The organism is Microcoleus sp. Pol1C5, assembly GCF_036701115.1.
GTDB lineage: Bacteria > Cyanobacteriota > Cyanobacteriia > Cyanobacteriales > Microcoleaceae > Microcoleus.
The window spans coordinates 13442-28086 of record NZ_JAUBQE010000020.1; the positions used below are offsets into that span (position 1 = coordinate 13442).

Genomic DNA, 14645 nt, shown 5'->3' on the forward strand with positions numbered 1-14645 from the left:
ATAAGAAGTTTTGATGTGCTGTTGGAACGTTCAAACTCAAATACATTACCCGGAATTTTTGACTAAACCGAGCTGTACAATTAATCGGTCGCGCACTTGTGAGAGACGACGGTGTATCGCCTCGGGTGGGCTGGGGTAAGTAAAATCTGAGATCGCGCCAGTTTAATCCTTGCCTTCAACAGGCAGAGCGACTTAAGCAAATAATAATTATTATTTTAATGCTCTTATAAATTTCTCGCAATCTTCAACTCTCACTATGAAAATTCTTCATTGTTAGGATAACTTGACATTTGTTGTATAACTTCATATAATGATAATTAACTAAAGAATTTGAGTTTCTATCAGCGCGCAAGGCGCTGACTAATTTCTTGGCGCACGCTCATCAGAATTTTACCCAAATTATTTTGACCGGTTCGATCGCAGCCACACCCCCAGTAGTAATCCGTTGGCGAATCCTCAACAATCACTCGATCCCCTGTGGCGAGGAGAATCGCTTGAATGTCTGTATGAGTGAGAAACTTAGTTAAAACTGCTTCGCGCATAATGGGAATTTTCACGGCTTCCCAATCAGCGCGAATCCGGTGGTTGGGATCGCGACCTAATTTAGCGGCTTCTTGAGGAGTTGCTACGGCTTGAATCGCCGCGACTAATCTTTTATCCGTGCTGACAAATTTTTGAGCTTGATAGTAATGTTCCACAGTCAACCAATATTGACCGTGCAGAGAAATGTCGTGTAGTGAAAAATTAGAAAAGCAGCCGTAAGGCTCCTCTACTTTATAAAAATAAATTATCATTAGATTTGAGATTTTATATTTTACAGAATGTAAGTAGAATGTAATTATTTAGGGTGCGCCTCAAGCACCTTACCGCGCTCTTAGTAACGTGTAAAACCACTTTTTGCCTCCAAGAGTATTTGAGATTGATTCTATAAGCAGCGCGGGGCTTGTATTAACAAATCCTCGTATCGACTTTATTTAAAATAGCATTTACGCTTTTGAAGCGAGTTTATTGGAAAAAAATCGGGTTAAGGAACGAAAAATCTAGGAATCAACTGGCTTTCTGACGAATAGTGCGTAATGCCTATTTTTAAGTTAACGATTAAGAATTGGAAATCAAGAATAAGCAATGGGGATGTAAGAATATTTATTATTCCCTCTTCCTTCCTCCCAAAACGGCATCAGCTTTTTAAAAGCGCGGTTAGCGAGAGCGGCATCAAGCAGTTCGCCACAGAAAGTTTTGCTCATCAACTGAGTAGGCCTCGGAAATTTGACGCCCGCTCTATAAGCAGTTCCTGTAAACTGATAGAAGGCTCTGGCCAAGCGACTGACCCAAACCATATCAGTGTTGCATTCTTGGGCGATCGATTGAGTGTACGGCTCCTTAGCGTTGTCGGCACCCCAAGAGCTCGATCGATCGCCTCAGCAGCCTTAAATCCGCTAACAATGTCAGGACGAATTCCTTCACCGGACAACTGGTAATGGGTGATTGGTCATGGGGCAGGAGGAATTGGTAAGTTAATGAGTGTTAAATCTTGAGTTTTTAACTCACAACTGACAAATCATTAAGCCTGTGCTCGTTGTTCGCGGCCGGATCTCGGCAATCTCAAAACTATTCCTATTCCCCCTGCCCAATTTCCCATTCCCTAAACAGTCGTGATATCTTTCTCTTTCGCTGCCAGAACTTCTTCTATTTTGGCAATGTACTTGTCCGTCAGCTTTTGAATTTTATCTTGCAAGTCGCGGGATTCATCTTTAGAGATATCGCTGCTTTTTTCCTGCTTGCGAATCGAGTCAACGGCATCGCGGCGGATATTGCGAATTGCAACTTTACCTTCTTCAGCAAACTTCCCGGCCATTTTGACAAATTCTTGGCGTCTGTCGCTCGTCAGCGGCGGAATGTTCAAGCGAATAACTGAACCGTCGTTGTTGGGAACGAGTCCTACATCGGACAGGGAAATTGCTTTTTCGATCGAGTTGAGCGCTGTGCGATCGAACGGTTGAATGGTGATCGTAGTCGCATCCGGGGTGCCGATGTTGGCAAGGGATTTGATCGGAGTTGGAGAGCCGTAGTAGTCTACCATGACTCGATCGAGGAGAGAGGCGTTGGCCCGTCCCGTCCGAATAGTATTAAAAGACCGTTGAGTAGCCTCAACTGCCTTTTGCATATGATCTTCTGCGTCAGCTAACTTCACAAAAACCTCCGACAAGAGTTCCAATAGATTCTCCCATTACAGCTCGGTAGATGTTGCCCGACACCGAGAGGTCAAATACCATAATAGGAATATTATTTTCTTTGCAAAGGGCGATCGCCGTACTGTCCATCACCCGCAAATCTTGATTCAAGACGTGGGCATAGGTGAGGGTTTGATACCTGCGCGCGTTGGGGTTGAGGTGGGGGTCGGAATCGTACACCCCATCTACCTTAGTAGCTTTAAAAATCACCTCTGCATCAATTTCAGCCGCCCGCAAAGCGGCTGTAGTATCAGTAGTAAAAAAAGGATTGCCAGAACCGGCACCAAAAATCACTACTCGTTTTTTTTCGAGGTGGCGAATTGCCCGCCGCCGGATGTAGGGTTCAGCTACTTCTTGCATGGCGATCGCCGATTGCACCCTCGTTGGCACTCCTGCTTGTTCCAGGGCATCCTGCAAAGTGATAGCATTCATCACCGTCGCAATCATGCCCACATAATCAGCCGTTGCCCGATCCATCCCTGCCGAAGCAGCTTTCACGCCGCGAAAAATGTTGCCGCCACCGACAACAATCGCGATTTGAATGCCTTGCGACACGACTTTGGCCACTTCCTGGGCGATCGACTGAACGACTATCGGATCGATGCCGTAGCCCAAGCTACCCATAAGCGCTTCACCGCTGAGCTTCAGCAAAACTCGCTGATAAACCATCCCCATGCCGCCACTATTTTTTTACTCTTTTTGCCTCCACCATAAGATAGCAGTACGGGTGCATTTTGAACATCAATTACCCAGAACAGGCATCCTGGTTGTGCTGCAAGAGAATTTGTTTGTGGCGTGGGCTGCTAGGTGAACAGGCAAGATGCCTGTTCCACAACCGGATTGATTTTTTCTCAGTGAATGCTAGGTGAACAGGCAAGATGCCTGTTCCACAAAGGGATTGATTTTTTGTGGGGAGTAGGGGTTGGGCTTCTAGCTAGCCCCTAAAAGAATCAATCCTTGGGGACGAAATTAAGAGCAGCAGAATTCATGCAGTAACGCTGACCAGTAGGTTTGGGCCCGTCGTTAAATACGTGACCGAGATGAGCGTCGCAAACAGCGCACAGTACCTCTGTTCGGCGCATAAACAAGGTATTATCCGACTCGCACTTGACATTTTCTTCGCTAACGGGAGCGTAGAAACTCGGCCAACCGGTACCGGAATCGAACTTTGTTTCTGATTTAAATAGCTCTGTGCCGCAGCAAATACACTTATAAATTCCGTTTTTTTTGTTGTCGTGATATTCGCCGCTAAAAGCTCTTTCTGTTCCTTTTTTGCGCGTGACTTTAAACTGTTCTGGCGTGAGTTGTTGTTGCCATTCTGCGTCGGTTTTTTTAACTTGTTCAGGCATGATTTTATGTTTGGTTAAGATGTATTTAGCTGTTGAGTGTTGACGGTTAACTGTTGAGTGTTGACGGTTAACTGTATATTCCTAGTTAACTTAGGCTTCCATTAATATTAACCTAATTGGCTCGAAATGAACATACCAGGGAAAATGATTGTCCTTAATAGGCCTCCAGTTTTCCTTGAAAACTTCGGCTTGCAAGTGATAATCTTGGGAATCATTGGGAGGCGAGTGCAATTTGAGATATAATGTCACCCGGTGCGGACTTTCCACAGTTGAGGCGATCCAACAAGCAAAAGTATTTTCACGATCGCACCCGCTAACAAAAATCAGTTGATGAGCCCGAATTCCCACAGAAACTAGAGATTTGGGAATTGGTTCGACTACAGTCAGAGTACAGCCCCAGTCGATCGCCTCCACGAGAGTTTCTGCGATCGGTTTAGCTGCTGAGAAATTCTTGCAGCCCGTCAACTGGGCGACAGTGAAGTTGGGGGGGCGATCGAAAATGTTCTCTTTGGTATCAAAGGCGATCGGCCTTCCCTCGGCCAATACCAAAAGATTTTTGCACACCCGGTAAACTTCCTCTAAATTGTGGCTGACAAACAAAGTAATTCCCCGATAATTAGCCAGAGTCTGCATTAACTCCCCTTCCAGTTGACTGCGTAAGTGAGTATCCAAAGCAGAAAACGGTTCGTCTAACAGCAGCAAATCGGGAGAAGGGGCGATCGCCCTAGCCAAAGCCACCCGCTGCTGTTGGCCCCCCGAAAGTTCGTGCGGGTAACGGTTTTCCAGTCCCGACATTTGCACCGAAATTAGTTGTTCTTTTACCCGAATTTTTTGCTCGCTTTCAGATAAATGCTGCAAGCCAAACGCAATATTTTGAGCAACACTCAGGTGAGGAAATAAAGCATAGTTTTGAAACAAAAAACCGATGCGGCGGTCTTTAGAAGCTACATTAATGCCCTGTGCTGAGTCAAATAAAACCCTGCCATTGACTGCAATTTTACCGCTCCTAGGAGTTTCCAAACCGGCGATGCAGCGCAGAGTCATGCTCTTACCAGAACCCGACGCGCCCAAAATTCCCAGCACTTCCGGGCCGATATCAAAGCCAACATCCAAGGCAAAGCATGAGAGAGGTTTAAAAATGTTTAAACAAAGTCCGCTTTCCGGTGGTTTTGTTAGGTAATTTGTGGTAGAAGAAGAGGCAGCTTTGGGAAAATTAGATTCCAGTTTTTGACTCGAATTTGGTTTGGGCGATATCCTTTGTAAATCCGTCCAAAAATTAACAGCAGTTAGCACGCTCAAAGAAATACTCAGAATAATCAAAACCCAAATAGCAGCTTGCCTCATATCCCCTGCTTCCACAGCAAAATAAATTGCCATCGGGATAGTTTGAGTTTGTCCGGGAATATTCCCCGCTAACATCAGCGTCGCGCCGAATTCACCCAAAGCGCGAGCAAATGCGAGAATAGTTCCTGCTAAAATTCCCGGCCATGCTAGGGGCAACATAATGCGCCAAAAGACTTCCCACTCCGATGCTCCCAAAGTGCGGGCTGCATTGAGAAGATTGGCATCAATTTGCTCAAAAGCTCCCAAAGCAGTTTTGTACATGAGGGGAAATGATACAACTGTGGCAGTAATGGCGGCGGCTTGCCAAGTGAAAATTATAGTTAAGTCGAATTGTAGCAAAAATTGCCCGATCGCCCCATTTCTCCCAAACAGCAGCAGCAGCAAAAATCCCACTACTGTCGGCGGCAAAACTAAGGGAGAAATTAAAATGCCTTCAATCAAAGCTTTACCTCTGATGCGAGTTGAAAGCATCCACCGGGCGGCCGCTATTCCCAGAAAAAAGGTGATAAATGTCGCAATAGCGGAGGATTTTAGAGATATCCAGAGCGGAGAAATATCAAATTCCATCTATAAATACATCTGCGTTAATCAGCGCTTATCTGCTTTCATCAGCGGTAAAAAATCCATAATTAGTTAGTTATCTAACTATGCCAAATCCGTATTTCTGAAATACTATTTTAGCGCGATCGCCCGCCAAAAAGTCAACCAACGCTTTTGCGGCAGCGGGATTGCGGCTGTTTTTAATAACTGCCAGCGGATAAACAATGGGCGAGTGCAAATTTTCGGCAGCCGTTAGCAGCACAGTTACTTTGTCGGAGGCTGTGGCGTCAGTCGCATAAACTATGCCAGCATCAACGTTACCGCTTTCGACGAATGTCAGCACTTGGCGGACGTTATTTCCTAGCACTAATTTTGGCTGGATTTGCTGCCACAATCCAAGCTTAGTTAACATTTCCTGAGCGTATTGGCCCACAGGTACGCTTTTCGGTTCGCCGATCGCAATTTTCTTGATTCTGGCATCTGTCAACTGTTTGAAATCGCTCAAAGCAAAACCGTTTTTGGGAGCAATCAAAACTAGGCGATTTGTCAGCAAATTGCGGCGCGTGTCGTTAATTAGCAGGTTGGATTGCTGCAAAGCATCCATTGGGTTGGTGGCGGCGCTGAAAAATACATCTACCGGAGCGCCTTGCTGAATTTGCTGTTCTAGAGCACCGGAACCACCAAAATTATAAGTAATAGTAAAATTCGGATTACTGCTTTGATAAACAGCTTTGATTTCCTCTAAAGGTTTCGATAGACTGATAGCAGCCGATACGTTTAATGAGGTGCGCTGCGGCGTATCGACTGAGGAAAAGTTATTAAATAAGTTCCAACTAATCAGCAGTGCTAGCATGAAGGCGACTGCGAGAATTAAGTTGGGAATAGGTCTACTTTTTAAGTTCACAGAAAATTGTTTTGAATCTTTTTACTCCTTACCAGGCTCTGCCTGGTAAAGCAGATTCGGAGGCTGTACCTCCAATTTGCCTTCATTTTTTGACGAGGCAGAGCCTCTGGAAATAGGTTCCCAGGCACAGCCAGGGAACCAGTTAATAATTACTGCCGGAACGTTAATTTTAAATCTGCCTATGCTCGCCATTTGACGGAACAGCCTATCGCCTCTGTAGTTGAAGGCTCAACGGGTTGACTGTTGAGCAATTGGTCGATCGCACTCCGCAGATAAGAAACCTGCACCGCCGCCGGATCGTCAGCGTTGTCGTCAATTAAACCTTTATAGCGCAGTTTGCCGTCTTGGTCTAACAAAAAAACCTCCGGCGTTTTAGAAGCCCCAAAACTTTCAGCTACATCTTGAGCAACATCCCGGATGTAGGGGAAGTTGAGTTGATTATTGGCGGAAAAAATTTTCATGTTCTCAAAACTGTCGTCGGGATACTGGTTTGCATCATTAGCATTAATCCCGATTAAAGTAACATCTCGATCTTGAAAATCTGCTTGAAGTTCTTTCATACGATTGAGATACAACTGCACGTAAGGGCAATGATTGCACATAAATATCACCGCGATTGCCCGAAACTTTTCTAAATATCGAGCTAAATGGTGAACTTCTTCGTCCACTCCCGGCAGTTCAAAATCGGGAGCGTAGCCGTTAATGGGAGTACCGGTTGTATCGATTAGTAAACTCATGTTTTCAGGAGGTGAAGAGCAGTATTTGCCAGCATGAAAGATGAAACTGTCAGCACGAATAAAATTGGCTGTTGTTTGGCTTTAGCTTAATTCTAGCCTTGCCAACAGCCTATTGTGATTCGTACTTCGCGATTTATTCCTCGTCTGGCTTTAGCCAACCTTGAGCCAGAGCTTGGTATCCAATAAGTTTGTATGCTAATTTGGCGGCGGTAAATTCTGAGACTACAGAATCTACAATAGGTGCTAATTCCATAATGTCACACCCGATTACTTCGTAGGACTCGAAGATGCGGCGCAAAAATCCGGTGAGGGAATACCAATTTAACCCGCCCGGTTCGGGTGTTCCCACCCCTGGAATTAAAGTCGGATCGATGCCGTCTAAGTCGATCGTCAAAAATACTCGCTTAGTTGTTATGCTGGCAATTGCCCGATCGGCCCAATCCGGTTGAGTAGCGATTTCGCGAGCTCGAATCACGTTTAGCTGTTTTGCTTTAATCAAGTCTGCTTCTTCTTTGCAGATAGCGCGAATCCCGATTTGCAGTGTCGGTAAGCCCATATCGACAATACGCCGCATCACGCAGGCGTGGTTGTGAATCGAGCCTTCGTACTCGTGCCGCAAGTCTCCGTGGGCGTCGATTTGCACGACTGTGAAAGGTTCGTTTGGGTATGCTTGGCGATAACCTTCGACAACGCCTGCAGTGATGCTGTGTTCGCCTCCGAGGGAGATGACAAATTTATTTTCGGTAACTAGCTGGTGCACTGCGGCTTGGGTTACTCGCAGCATTTCTGAGGATGAAACTGGTTGCCTGTTGCGGGTATCGGCGATCGGCTCTTTTGTATAAATTCCGACATCGTAGCAAACTTCGGAGTCCAATTCTTCGTCGTAGCACTCGAGTTGATGAGAAGCTTCTAGAAGTTTAGCGGGCCCGTTTTCGCACCCCCGGCGGTAAGTGGTGGTAGCTTCGTAGGGAATTGGTAAGATAACTACTTTGGCGGTGTCGTAGTCTGGTACGATTTCTGACCCCAGAAACGGTACGACAGCAGTGGAAACGATCGTTGGCATAAGGGAAATTTTAATACAGCAAAGAAGTCAGCAGGTTTAATCGTGACATAATATCGGCTCTAACTGCAAAGGAAGAAGGAAGAGGAATTAACCGCAGAGGGCGCAGAGGGCGCAGAGGGAGGAGGGAAGAGGGTTTGGGATTTATGTCCTAGCGGTTGCCTCGAATTGCGATACGGTTTGTAGTATTGACTTGAGTTCTTTGCAGCCTTGCATTCATCTAAAATCTAAAATCTAAAATCTAAAATCTAAAATCGCATGACATCTTCTACTCCCACTTCGTCAACTGCTGTTGCACCTCAAACTTGGCTGTGGAAAGGCTTTCCCATTTGCTACCAGGCTGCGGGTTCGCAGGGGCCTGCGGTGGTGTTTGTTCACGGTTTCGGTGCGTCTTGGGGTCACTGGCGCAAGAATTTGCCGGCGCTGGCTGCTGATTGTCGCTGTTATGCCATCGACCTCATCGGTTTTGGCGGTTCTGCTAAACCCGCGCCCAAGCTTGAGATTGACTATACTTTTGAAACTTGGGGACAGCTAATTGCTGATTTTTGTCGGGAAGTTGCGGGCGGGCCGGCTTTTTTGGTCGGAAATTCGATCGGCTGTGTGGCAATTATGCAAGCCGCTGTGGATTTTCCCGATATTGCTTCTGGCGTAATTTTACTCAATTGTTCCCTGCGGTTGCTGCACGATCGCAAACGCGCCGAATTGCCTTGGTATCGCAGTTTTGGAGCGCCAATTGCACAAAAAGTTTTAAATGTCAAATGGATAAGTCAATTATTTTTTAAACAATTAGCAACGCCAAAAACAGTAAAAAAAGTGCTTTTGCAAGCTTATCGCCGTCCTGAAGCTGTCAGCGACGAACTGGTAAATATGCTGCTGGAACCTGCTAAAGACAGCGGCGCAGTCGAAGTATTTGTAGCATTTATCAGTTATTCTCAAGGCCCGCTACCGGAGGATTTGTTGCCTCGTTTAAGCTGTCCTGCTTTGATTTTGTGGGGGACAGATGACCCTTGGGAGCCGATCGCATTGGGGCGAGAATTGGCAAAGTTTCCGGCTGTTGAAAAGTTTATTCCTTTGGAGGGAGTGGGGCACTGCCCGCAAGATGAAGCGCCGGAATTGGTCAATCCTATTTTACTCGATTGGATTAAAGAGCGATCGGCATTTGCAAAAAATTAGTTGATTTTATTGGTTATTTGTAAAAAAACATAATACCAGAACCCCGACCACTTCTGCGAAGTCGGGGTTCTAAAAGTCGATATTTTACACGAATATGAAACTCTCAGGGGTAAACGGGCCTTGAATTACAGCAATTTGGTCAGACGTACCAGCCAAATTGATGGAGTTACCAACAATATTGTAGTCAGAGAGACTCCCACGTAACTGAATGCGATCGATTCCCTGCTGAAAATATGGAATCGATGCAAATCCTGTTCCACTATAGTATGTCTTGGTGGCATCACCGAGAACAAAAACATCTCTACCTCGACCCCCAATCAGCACATCGGTTTCATTGCTTCCCGGTGTAGCACTCAATGGATTTACTCCAATCAGGGTATCATTGCCGCGCAAACCTGAGAGTATATCGCTACCATCTCCTCCTACTAAATAATTGTCTTGGATGTTTCCGGTAAGCACATCTACATTGGGAGTACCTGTGACATTAACGAAATTCTCTACAGTAAAATTCAGAGTGCCGATACCGGGTAGATTGTTAACCGCCATACGATTCTGCGACAAATCCACATCCATAGAAGCTGTGCCACTACCTGTAGAAGCATCGATGGTATTAGTCTGTCGCAAAGGAGCAATTATTTGTTCTATATTTTGCATGGTATCTGTACCGGCTGCGCCTTTATCTACAATACCCTTAGCCTTAATGGTAATGGCGCTGCCGAGGGAAAGATAGCTAATTGTATCTGTGCCTGATCCTCCAATTATGGTATCAGTGCCACTACTACCGAGGATGAAGTTATCTAAACTATCTCCGGTAATATTGTCGTTTCCTGCTGTGGTGCTAATACTGTTAGCTGGCGGAGGGGGTGGAGTTTGGTTTTGGGGAGGTAAAGCAGCATTCGTAAGTTGTGCCCCCTGATTTTGGGGAGGTTGGTTGTCCGCTTCGGTCTGATTTTGAGGAGGTTGGTTGCCCGCTGCGCCTTGATTTTGGGGAGGATTGCCAAGTGCATTGATTGAATTAGGAAATAGTTGTGGCATGATGTAATTACCCGGATTATTTTTCTAAGTTTGAAGCAGTTGTCAGGCTAAAGAAATGAATTATCGATCGCCCTTTGAGTTAGTCGCTACAATCATTAAGCTGGTGGAATATGACATTTATCCCTGTCCTAGGATTACAGTTTTGTAATGTGAAGAAATTAGCGTTTTTCTGAATTTTGAGGTACATTACGATCGCCGGGTGGACGCGGTGGAATGCCCAGAATTTTAATCAACTCTGCTTCGGTGACTCCCAACTTTTTCGCTGCACCGGGAATATCTAAACGAGGACGGGGCGGTGGGCTGGGCGGGCTATTATTTTCACTTGGTGGTTCCGGCGGTTTAGCGGGTAGGCCCAAAGCTTCGATTAGCTCGGCTTCGGTGACTCCTAATTGTTTGGCAGCAGCAGCAAAATCTATGCGGGGCGGGCGTCTGCGCTCTTGACTGGGTTCGGGCTGGCTCTGGGCTAGTACAGTATTAGAATTAGCTGTAGCCCGATCGGGGAAACTCAAGCTGCTAAATCCCAGCAGCAAGGCTGTAGCAGGTAATGCGAGCAGTGAAGTAATTTTCATGAGAGTTACGATCGCCGACCTAAAAATGTTTATAAATACATCAAATTCCCCAAACATTACCTGCAACAGTGCGGATGGATTACAGTTTTGTAATTTAAGTAAATCTCTGATAGCCGTATAATCGCAACCGGATAGGTAAATCTATGAATGTTCTATACGTTGAAGATGAAGAAAAAATCGCCAATTTTGTTTGTATGGGCTTGAAAGAACAAGGCTTTGTTGTGGATTATTGCGATAATGGCAATGATGGCTATGGGCGGGCGATGGATAATGAGTACGATGCGATCGTGCTTGATATTGTATTGCCGGGAAAAGATGGATTATCTATTCTCAAACATTTGCGAAAGGCTGGACGCAACGTACCTGTAATTTTATTAACTGCTCGCAATGAACTAGACGATCGCATTGAAGGGTTGCATCTGGGTGCTGATGACTATTTGGCTAAACCGTTTTTTGTTGAGGAGTTAGTTGCTCGGATTTATGCTGTAGTGCGGCGTGCTTCGGGCAGTGGGCAAAATATTCTGAGTGTTGGCCCCGTTAAGCTCGATCGCATTCTCCGAGAAGTTACCTGCGATCGTCATAAAGTCGAACTGACAACCCGGGAGTTTAATCTATTGGAATATCTGATGCGATCGCCTGGGCGGGTACTCACCCGCACGCAAATCCTCGAACATATCTGGGGCTATGATTTCAACCCAAACACCAATGTAGTAGATGTATGTATTCAACGCATTCGCAAGAAAATTGAACCTATCGGCGGTATGGGATGGGTTGAGAGTGTGCGGGGCGTTGGCTATCGGTTTCGCAAACCAGATTCACCATCATGAAACTCCAATCTTTCCGCTTTCGCATTGCTCTATCATCTTCTGTACTCGCAAGTATTGCTCTGATTGGCTTTGGTGTTGTTTCGTGGTGGTTGATTTACGATGCTAAAGTCAAGCGTCTTGATGCTGGAATAGAAACTCAGTTAATCCACGCTACCCGCCCGCGATCGCCCGAATGGGATGCTTATACTGATTCTTTGCCATCACTTTTGGGCATGAATGGGGAAACCACCGTCGCTTTGCTAGTGGCTCAAAGAGATGGTAATTTAATCTACAAATCGAGCCAGTGGCAAGATGGACTTGATGCGAATTCTATCTGGCGATCGTTGCCGCTACACCCTGGTAATCCTGACATAATAGATTTTGAATCAGAACCTCCCCCCCGACCAAATCCACTAGATCCACCACCTCCGGATCGCCTCAATTTATTTCCACCGCCCGAAAGCAGACCCCCATTCGATCGACCTCCACACGATCGACCTCCACACGATCGCCCTCCACACAATCTGCCGCCATTCGATCGACCTCCACAGGATCGCTCCCCATTCGATCGGCCGCCATCCAATTCACTTCATCCTCCTCAATTGCCCAAAGCTAAGCTAGCAACCCAACGTACTACCACCGCAATTTGGCGTGTCGGCGCGATTAATTCTCCTTATAGTCAAGCAGCCATTGCCGTTAACTTGCAAGCTATCGATGGGGAAATGGAATTGATTCGTAATATCTTTCTAATTTCTATTCCCGTAGTGCTTTTACTGGTGGCGAGTGGAGCGTGGGTCATATCGCGGAGTATTCTGTATCCAATTGGGCGCCTCACGATGGCGATCGGGAATGTTACCGTACAGGGGCTAGATCGGCGCGTCCCTTACGGAGCAACGGATATAGAGTTTATAGAATTAATTTTTGTGTTCAATCAGATGTTAGAACGTCTAGAGCGAAGTTTTAAACAAGCTTCTCGTTTTAGTGGAGATGCTGCCCACGAATTAAAGACTCCGCTGGCAATTTTGCAAGGTCAACTAGAACGGGCTTTGCATCAAGTTGAATCGGGTTCTGAGGTGCAGCAAACGCTGAGTAATTTATTGGATGAAGTGCGCCGTTTAAATGAAATAACCCGTAAACTTCTCTTACTTTCTCTAGCCGATGCCGGACGTATGGGTTTACATTTGGTTGAGGTGAATATGTCGGCTTTACTATCGGAAATTGCCGAAGATATGGAACTGCTAGCACCGCATTTAGAGGTACAAATGGCAATTGGTCCTAATTTATATATCAAGGGCGATCGCGATTTGCTGGTGCAGGTTTTGCAAAATCTGGTTGGTAATGCGATTAAATATAATTTACCGAAGGGTTGGCTCAGGTTACAGGCTAACTGTCAGGGAAAAAAAGTAATTGTCAAAATTGTCAATAGTTCTCAGGATATTTCTTTGAGCGAGCGCGATCGTATTTTCGAGCGATTCCATCGGGGTGACTCCACTCAGATCCAAAAAATCGAAGGATCGGGATTGGGGCTAAGTTTAGCAAGGGAAATTGCACGGGCCCACGGCGGCGATATCAAACTAGATGCTGCAATACTTGGTCAAACAGGGTTTATACTGAGTTTACCTGTGGGCGATCGCGATTAACCTTATAGCCGTCAAGCAGCTTGGCTAAGACCTGGGCTAATTCTGAGTTTTAAAGTTAAGAGTTCCCTAGTCAATCATAGGTCTGTTTAGGATTAATGCTCTTGCTGATAAGTACAGCAAAATACCATTACAAAGATGCCAAATAAAATGAGTGCCAGTTGAAAAGTAACGACAAATTTCCTGATCTAGAGTGCGGAATGTAAGGGCTAACAGGAATACCCCTGATGCTGCTAATAGAACAATTGGCTCACGCTTTTGCTGTTGATAGTGATATACTCCAAGCCCTAGTAACACTAAAAATGCAGGAGCATAAGAGAGAGAACCGTTGAGAACATTTGTAAATTTATTGCTGAAGTTGCTGACCCAGAAAAATCCTACGAGCAATCCTCCTGCATATCCATATTTCATCCTAACAACTTGACGGCTATAGAGCCATAAAAACGCAAGCTGAAAAATCATAATAGGAATCACATCTAGTAATCTCGCCCATTGTGTCGCAAATGTATGAAATAGGGCACTTCCAATACCAATACTGGTGGCTAAAGTAATCAATATCCAAATACCGGTGGGTACTTGTTGCTGTCGCCGAGCCAATTGAAAAATAGCCCCTGCTGCAATGAGAAAAGAAATATTAGATACAGCATTTAGTGGTTCACTCCATAAACCAGGCATCATACGTTCGCAGTAAAGATCGATGTAATTATTCATCTCATGTCACTGTTCTGGGAGTAGAATCCATACTACAGCAAAAGCGTAAAATTGAGGAAAAAACCTGTCTCAAACTTAATGACTTCCCCCATATCTCCCGATCGCCGTTTTTTAAAATATCGAATTGCCCTGCTCATCAGTATAATCGTGATTATCCCTTTAGGTTACGCAGTGAGATTTTCTCGCGGCCCGGCACCGGAATGGTTCAACGACTCTTTTGGGAGCATAGCTTATGAGGTATTTTGGATTTTGGTGGTAGTTCTGATATTGCCACGATTTTCGCAAATTAGAGCGGCTGTAGCTGTGTGTCTAGCTACCTGCGGAGTAGAGTTTCTCCAACTGTGGACACCTCCGTTTTTACAAGCGATGCGAGCTACTTTACCCGGAAGGCTGATTTTGGGAAATCACTTTACTTGGTCAGATTTTATCTCTTATTTTGTGGGGAGTTTTTTAGGTTGGTTGTGGGTGCGATGGCTTCATTTCACTTGCTTCCGCTTGTAAGTTGTACTGCATTTAAATTGTAATATTTCTCTGAAAAAATCCAAAATG

The 14645-nt window shown here is 45.4% G+C and carries 16 protein-coding genes; 4 read left to right on the top strand and 12 right to left on the bottom strand.

What is annotated here, in order from left to right:
* Positions 1-341 precede the first annotated feature (341 nt).
* The 9 genes from QUA23_RS12985 to speB all read right to left on the bottom strand — a co-directional run bounded on the left by QUA23_RS12985 (position 342) and on the right by speB (position 8168).
* Positions 342-794, bottom strand: coding sequence for an NADAR family protein (locus QUA23_RS12985; RefSeq protein WP_333076366.1), 453 nt, complete (start codon positions 792-794; stop codon positions 342-344).
* A 318-nt stretch (positions 795-1112) separates the two neighbouring features.
* Positions 1113-1337, bottom strand: coding sequence for a hypothetical protein (locus QUA23_RS12990; RefSeq protein ID WP_333076367.1), 225 nt, complete (start codon positions 1335-1337; stop codon positions 1113-1115).
* 305 nt (positions 1338-1642) lie between these two features.
* Positions 1643-2191 carry a ribosome recycling factor gene (gene frr / locus QUA23_RS12995; protein WP_333076368.1) on the bottom strand — a complete coding sequence of 183 codons (549 nt, stop codon included), beginning with the start codon at positions 2189-2191 and terminating at the stop codon, positions 1643-1645.
* A complete protein-coding gene (gene pyrH / locus QUA23_RS13000; RefSeq protein ID WP_333076369.1) occupies positions 2178-2906 on the bottom strand; it encodes a UMP kinase in 729 nt (242 codons plus the stop codon). Before pyrH ends, frr begins: the two co-directional genes overlap by 14 nt.
* A gap of 275 nt (positions 2907-3181) precedes the next feature.
* Complete coding sequence (gene msrB, locus QUA23_RS13005; RefSeq protein ID WP_333076370.1) at positions 3182-3580, bottom strand: peptide-methionine (R)-S-oxide reductase MsrB; 399 nt, start codon at positions 3578-3580, stop codon at positions 3182-3184.
* A 90-nt stretch (positions 3581-3670) separates the two neighbouring features.
* Positions 3671-5491 carry a molybdate ABC transporter permease subunit gene (gene modB, locus QUA23_RS13010; RefSeq protein ID WP_333076371.1) on the bottom strand — a complete coding sequence of 607 codons (1821 nt, stop codon included), beginning with the start codon at positions 5489-5491 and terminating at the stop codon, positions 3671-3673.
* A gap of 70 nt (positions 5492-5561) precedes the next feature.
* Complete coding sequence (gene modA, locus QUA23_RS13015) at positions 5562-6368, bottom strand: molybdate ABC transporter substrate-binding protein (protein WP_333076372.1); 807 nt, start codon at positions 6366-6368, stop codon at positions 5562-5564.
* Between the two features lie 179 nt (positions 6369-6547).
* Positions 6548-7105: a thioredoxin family protein gene (locus QUA23_RS13020; RefSeq protein WP_333076373.1), complete on the bottom strand. Its 558-nt coding sequence runs from the start codon at positions 7103-7105 to the stop codon at positions 6548-6550.
* A 133-nt stretch (positions 7106-7238) separates the two neighbouring features.
* Positions 7239-8168: an agmatinase gene (speB, locus tag QUA23_RS13025; protein WP_333076374.1), complete on the bottom strand. Its 930-nt coding sequence runs from the start codon at positions 8166-8168 to the stop codon at positions 7239-7241.
* Between the two features lie 255 nt (positions 8169-8423).
* On the opposite strand from speB, the gene QUA23_RS13030 reads away from it, so the two are divergent.
* The gene (locus tag QUA23_RS13030; RefSeq protein ID WP_333076375.1) at positions 8424-9338 is read left to right on the top strand and encodes an alpha/beta fold hydrolase; all 915 of its coding nucleotides are present in this window, start codon (positions 8424-8426) and stop codon (positions 9336-9338) included.
* A gap of 84 nt (positions 9339-9422) precedes the next feature.
* Here QUA23_RS13030 and QUA23_RS13035 read toward each other — a convergent pair whose 3' ends face one another.
* The gene (locus QUA23_RS13035) at positions 9423-10373 is read right to left on the bottom strand and encodes a hypothetical protein (protein ID WP_333076376.1); all 951 of its coding nucleotides are present in this window, start codon (positions 10371-10373) and stop codon (positions 9423-9425) included.
* A gap of 158 nt (positions 10374-10531) precedes the next feature.
* Positions 10532-10942: a hypothetical protein gene (locus QUA23_RS13040; protein WP_333076377.1), complete on the bottom strand. Its 411-nt coding sequence runs from the start codon at positions 10940-10942 to the stop codon at positions 10532-10534.
* 143 nt (positions 10943-11085) lie between these two features.
* Between QUA23_RS13040 and QUA23_RS13045 the strand changes: the two genes are divergently transcribed.
* The gene (locus QUA23_RS13045) at positions 11086-11769 is read left to right on the top strand and encodes a response regulator transcription factor (RefSeq protein WP_333076378.1); all 684 of its coding nucleotides are present in this window, start codon (positions 11086-11088) and stop codon (positions 11767-11769) included.
* Complete coding sequence (locus QUA23_RS13050; RefSeq protein WP_333076379.1) at positions 11766-13388, top strand: ATP-binding protein; 1623 nt, start codon at positions 11766-11768, stop codon at positions 13386-13388. Before QUA23_RS13045 ends, QUA23_RS13050 begins: the two co-directional genes overlap by 4 nt.
* A 66-nt stretch (positions 13389-13454) precedes the next feature.
* Here QUA23_RS13050 and QUA23_RS13055 read toward each other — a convergent pair whose 3' ends face one another.
* Entirely contained in the window at positions 13455-14096 is a 642-nt protein-coding gene (locus QUA23_RS13055; RefSeq protein ID WP_333076380.1) for a ceramidase domain-containing protein, read from the bottom strand.
* 78 nt (positions 14097-14174) lie between these two features.
* Here QUA23_RS13055 and QUA23_RS13060 point away from each other — a divergent pair, with 78 nt between their 5' ends.
* Positions 14175-14597 (top strand): DUF2809 domain-containing protein, encoded by a 423-nt coding sequence (locus QUA23_RS13060; RefSeq protein WP_333076381.1) that lies wholly within the window; start codon positions 14175-14177, stop codon positions 14595-14597.
* The last annotated feature ends 48 nt before the right edge of the window (positions 14598-14645 follow it).

What these genes read in the sequence shown, in the direction of transcription:
- pyrH (WP_333076369.1), bottom strand. Translation starts at nt 2,906, where the DNA reads ATGGGGATGGTTTATCAGCGAGTTTTGCTGAAGCTCAGCGGTGAAGCG.
- QUA23_RS13030 (WP_333076375.1), top strand. Translation starts at nt 8,424, where the DNA reads ATGACATCTTCTACTCCCACTTCGTCAACTGCTGTTGCACCTCAAACT.
- modB (WP_333076371.1), bottom strand. Translation starts at nt 5,491, where the DNA reads ATGGAATTTGATATTTCTCCGCTCTGGATATCTCTAAAATCCTCCGCT.
- speB (WP_333076374.1), bottom strand. Translation starts at nt 8,168, where the DNA reads ATGCCAACGATCGTTTCCACTGCTGTCGTACCGTTTCTGGGGTCAGAA.
- QUA23_RS13045 (WP_333076378.1), top strand. Translation starts at nt 11,086, where the DNA reads ATGAATGTTCTATACGTTGAAGATGAAGAAAAAATCGCCAATTTTGTT.
- QUA23_RS12990 (WP_333076367.1), bottom strand. Translation starts at nt 1,337, where the DNA reads ATGGTTTGGGTCAGTCGCTTGGCCAGAGCCTTCTATCAGTTTACAGGA.
- QUA23_RS13050 (WP_333076379.1), top strand. Translation starts at nt 11,766, where the DNA reads ATGAAACTCCAATCTTTCCGCTTTCGCATTGCTCTATCATCTTCTGTA.
- QUA23_RS13035 (WP_333076376.1), bottom strand. Translation starts at nt 10,373, where the DNA reads ATGCCACAACTATTTCCTAATTCAATCAATGCACTTGGCAATCCTCCC.
- QUA23_RS13060 (WP_333076381.1), top strand. Translation starts at nt 14,175, where the DNA reads ATGACTTCCCCCATATCTCCCGATCGCCGTTTTTTAAAATATCGAATT.
- QUA23_RS13055 (WP_333076380.1), bottom strand. Translation starts at nt 14,096, where the DNA reads ATGAATAATTACATCGATCTTTACTGCGAACGTATGATGCCTGGTTTA.
- QUA23_RS13020 (WP_333076373.1), bottom strand. Translation starts at nt 7,105, where the DNA reads ATGAGTTTACTAATCGATACAACCGGTACTCCCATTAACGGCTACGCT.
- QUA23_RS13040 (WP_333076377.1), bottom strand. Translation starts at nt 10,942, where the DNA reads ATGAAAATTACTTCACTGCTCGCATTACCTGCTACAGCCTTGCTGCTG.
- QUA23_RS12985 (WP_333076366.1), bottom strand. Translation starts at nt 794, where the DNA reads ATGATAATTTATTTTTATAAAGTAGAGGAGCCTTACGGCTGCTTTTCT.
- msrB (WP_333076370.1), bottom strand. Translation starts at nt 3,580, where the DNA reads ATGCCTGAACAAGTTAAAAAAACCGACGCAGAATGGCAACAACAACTC.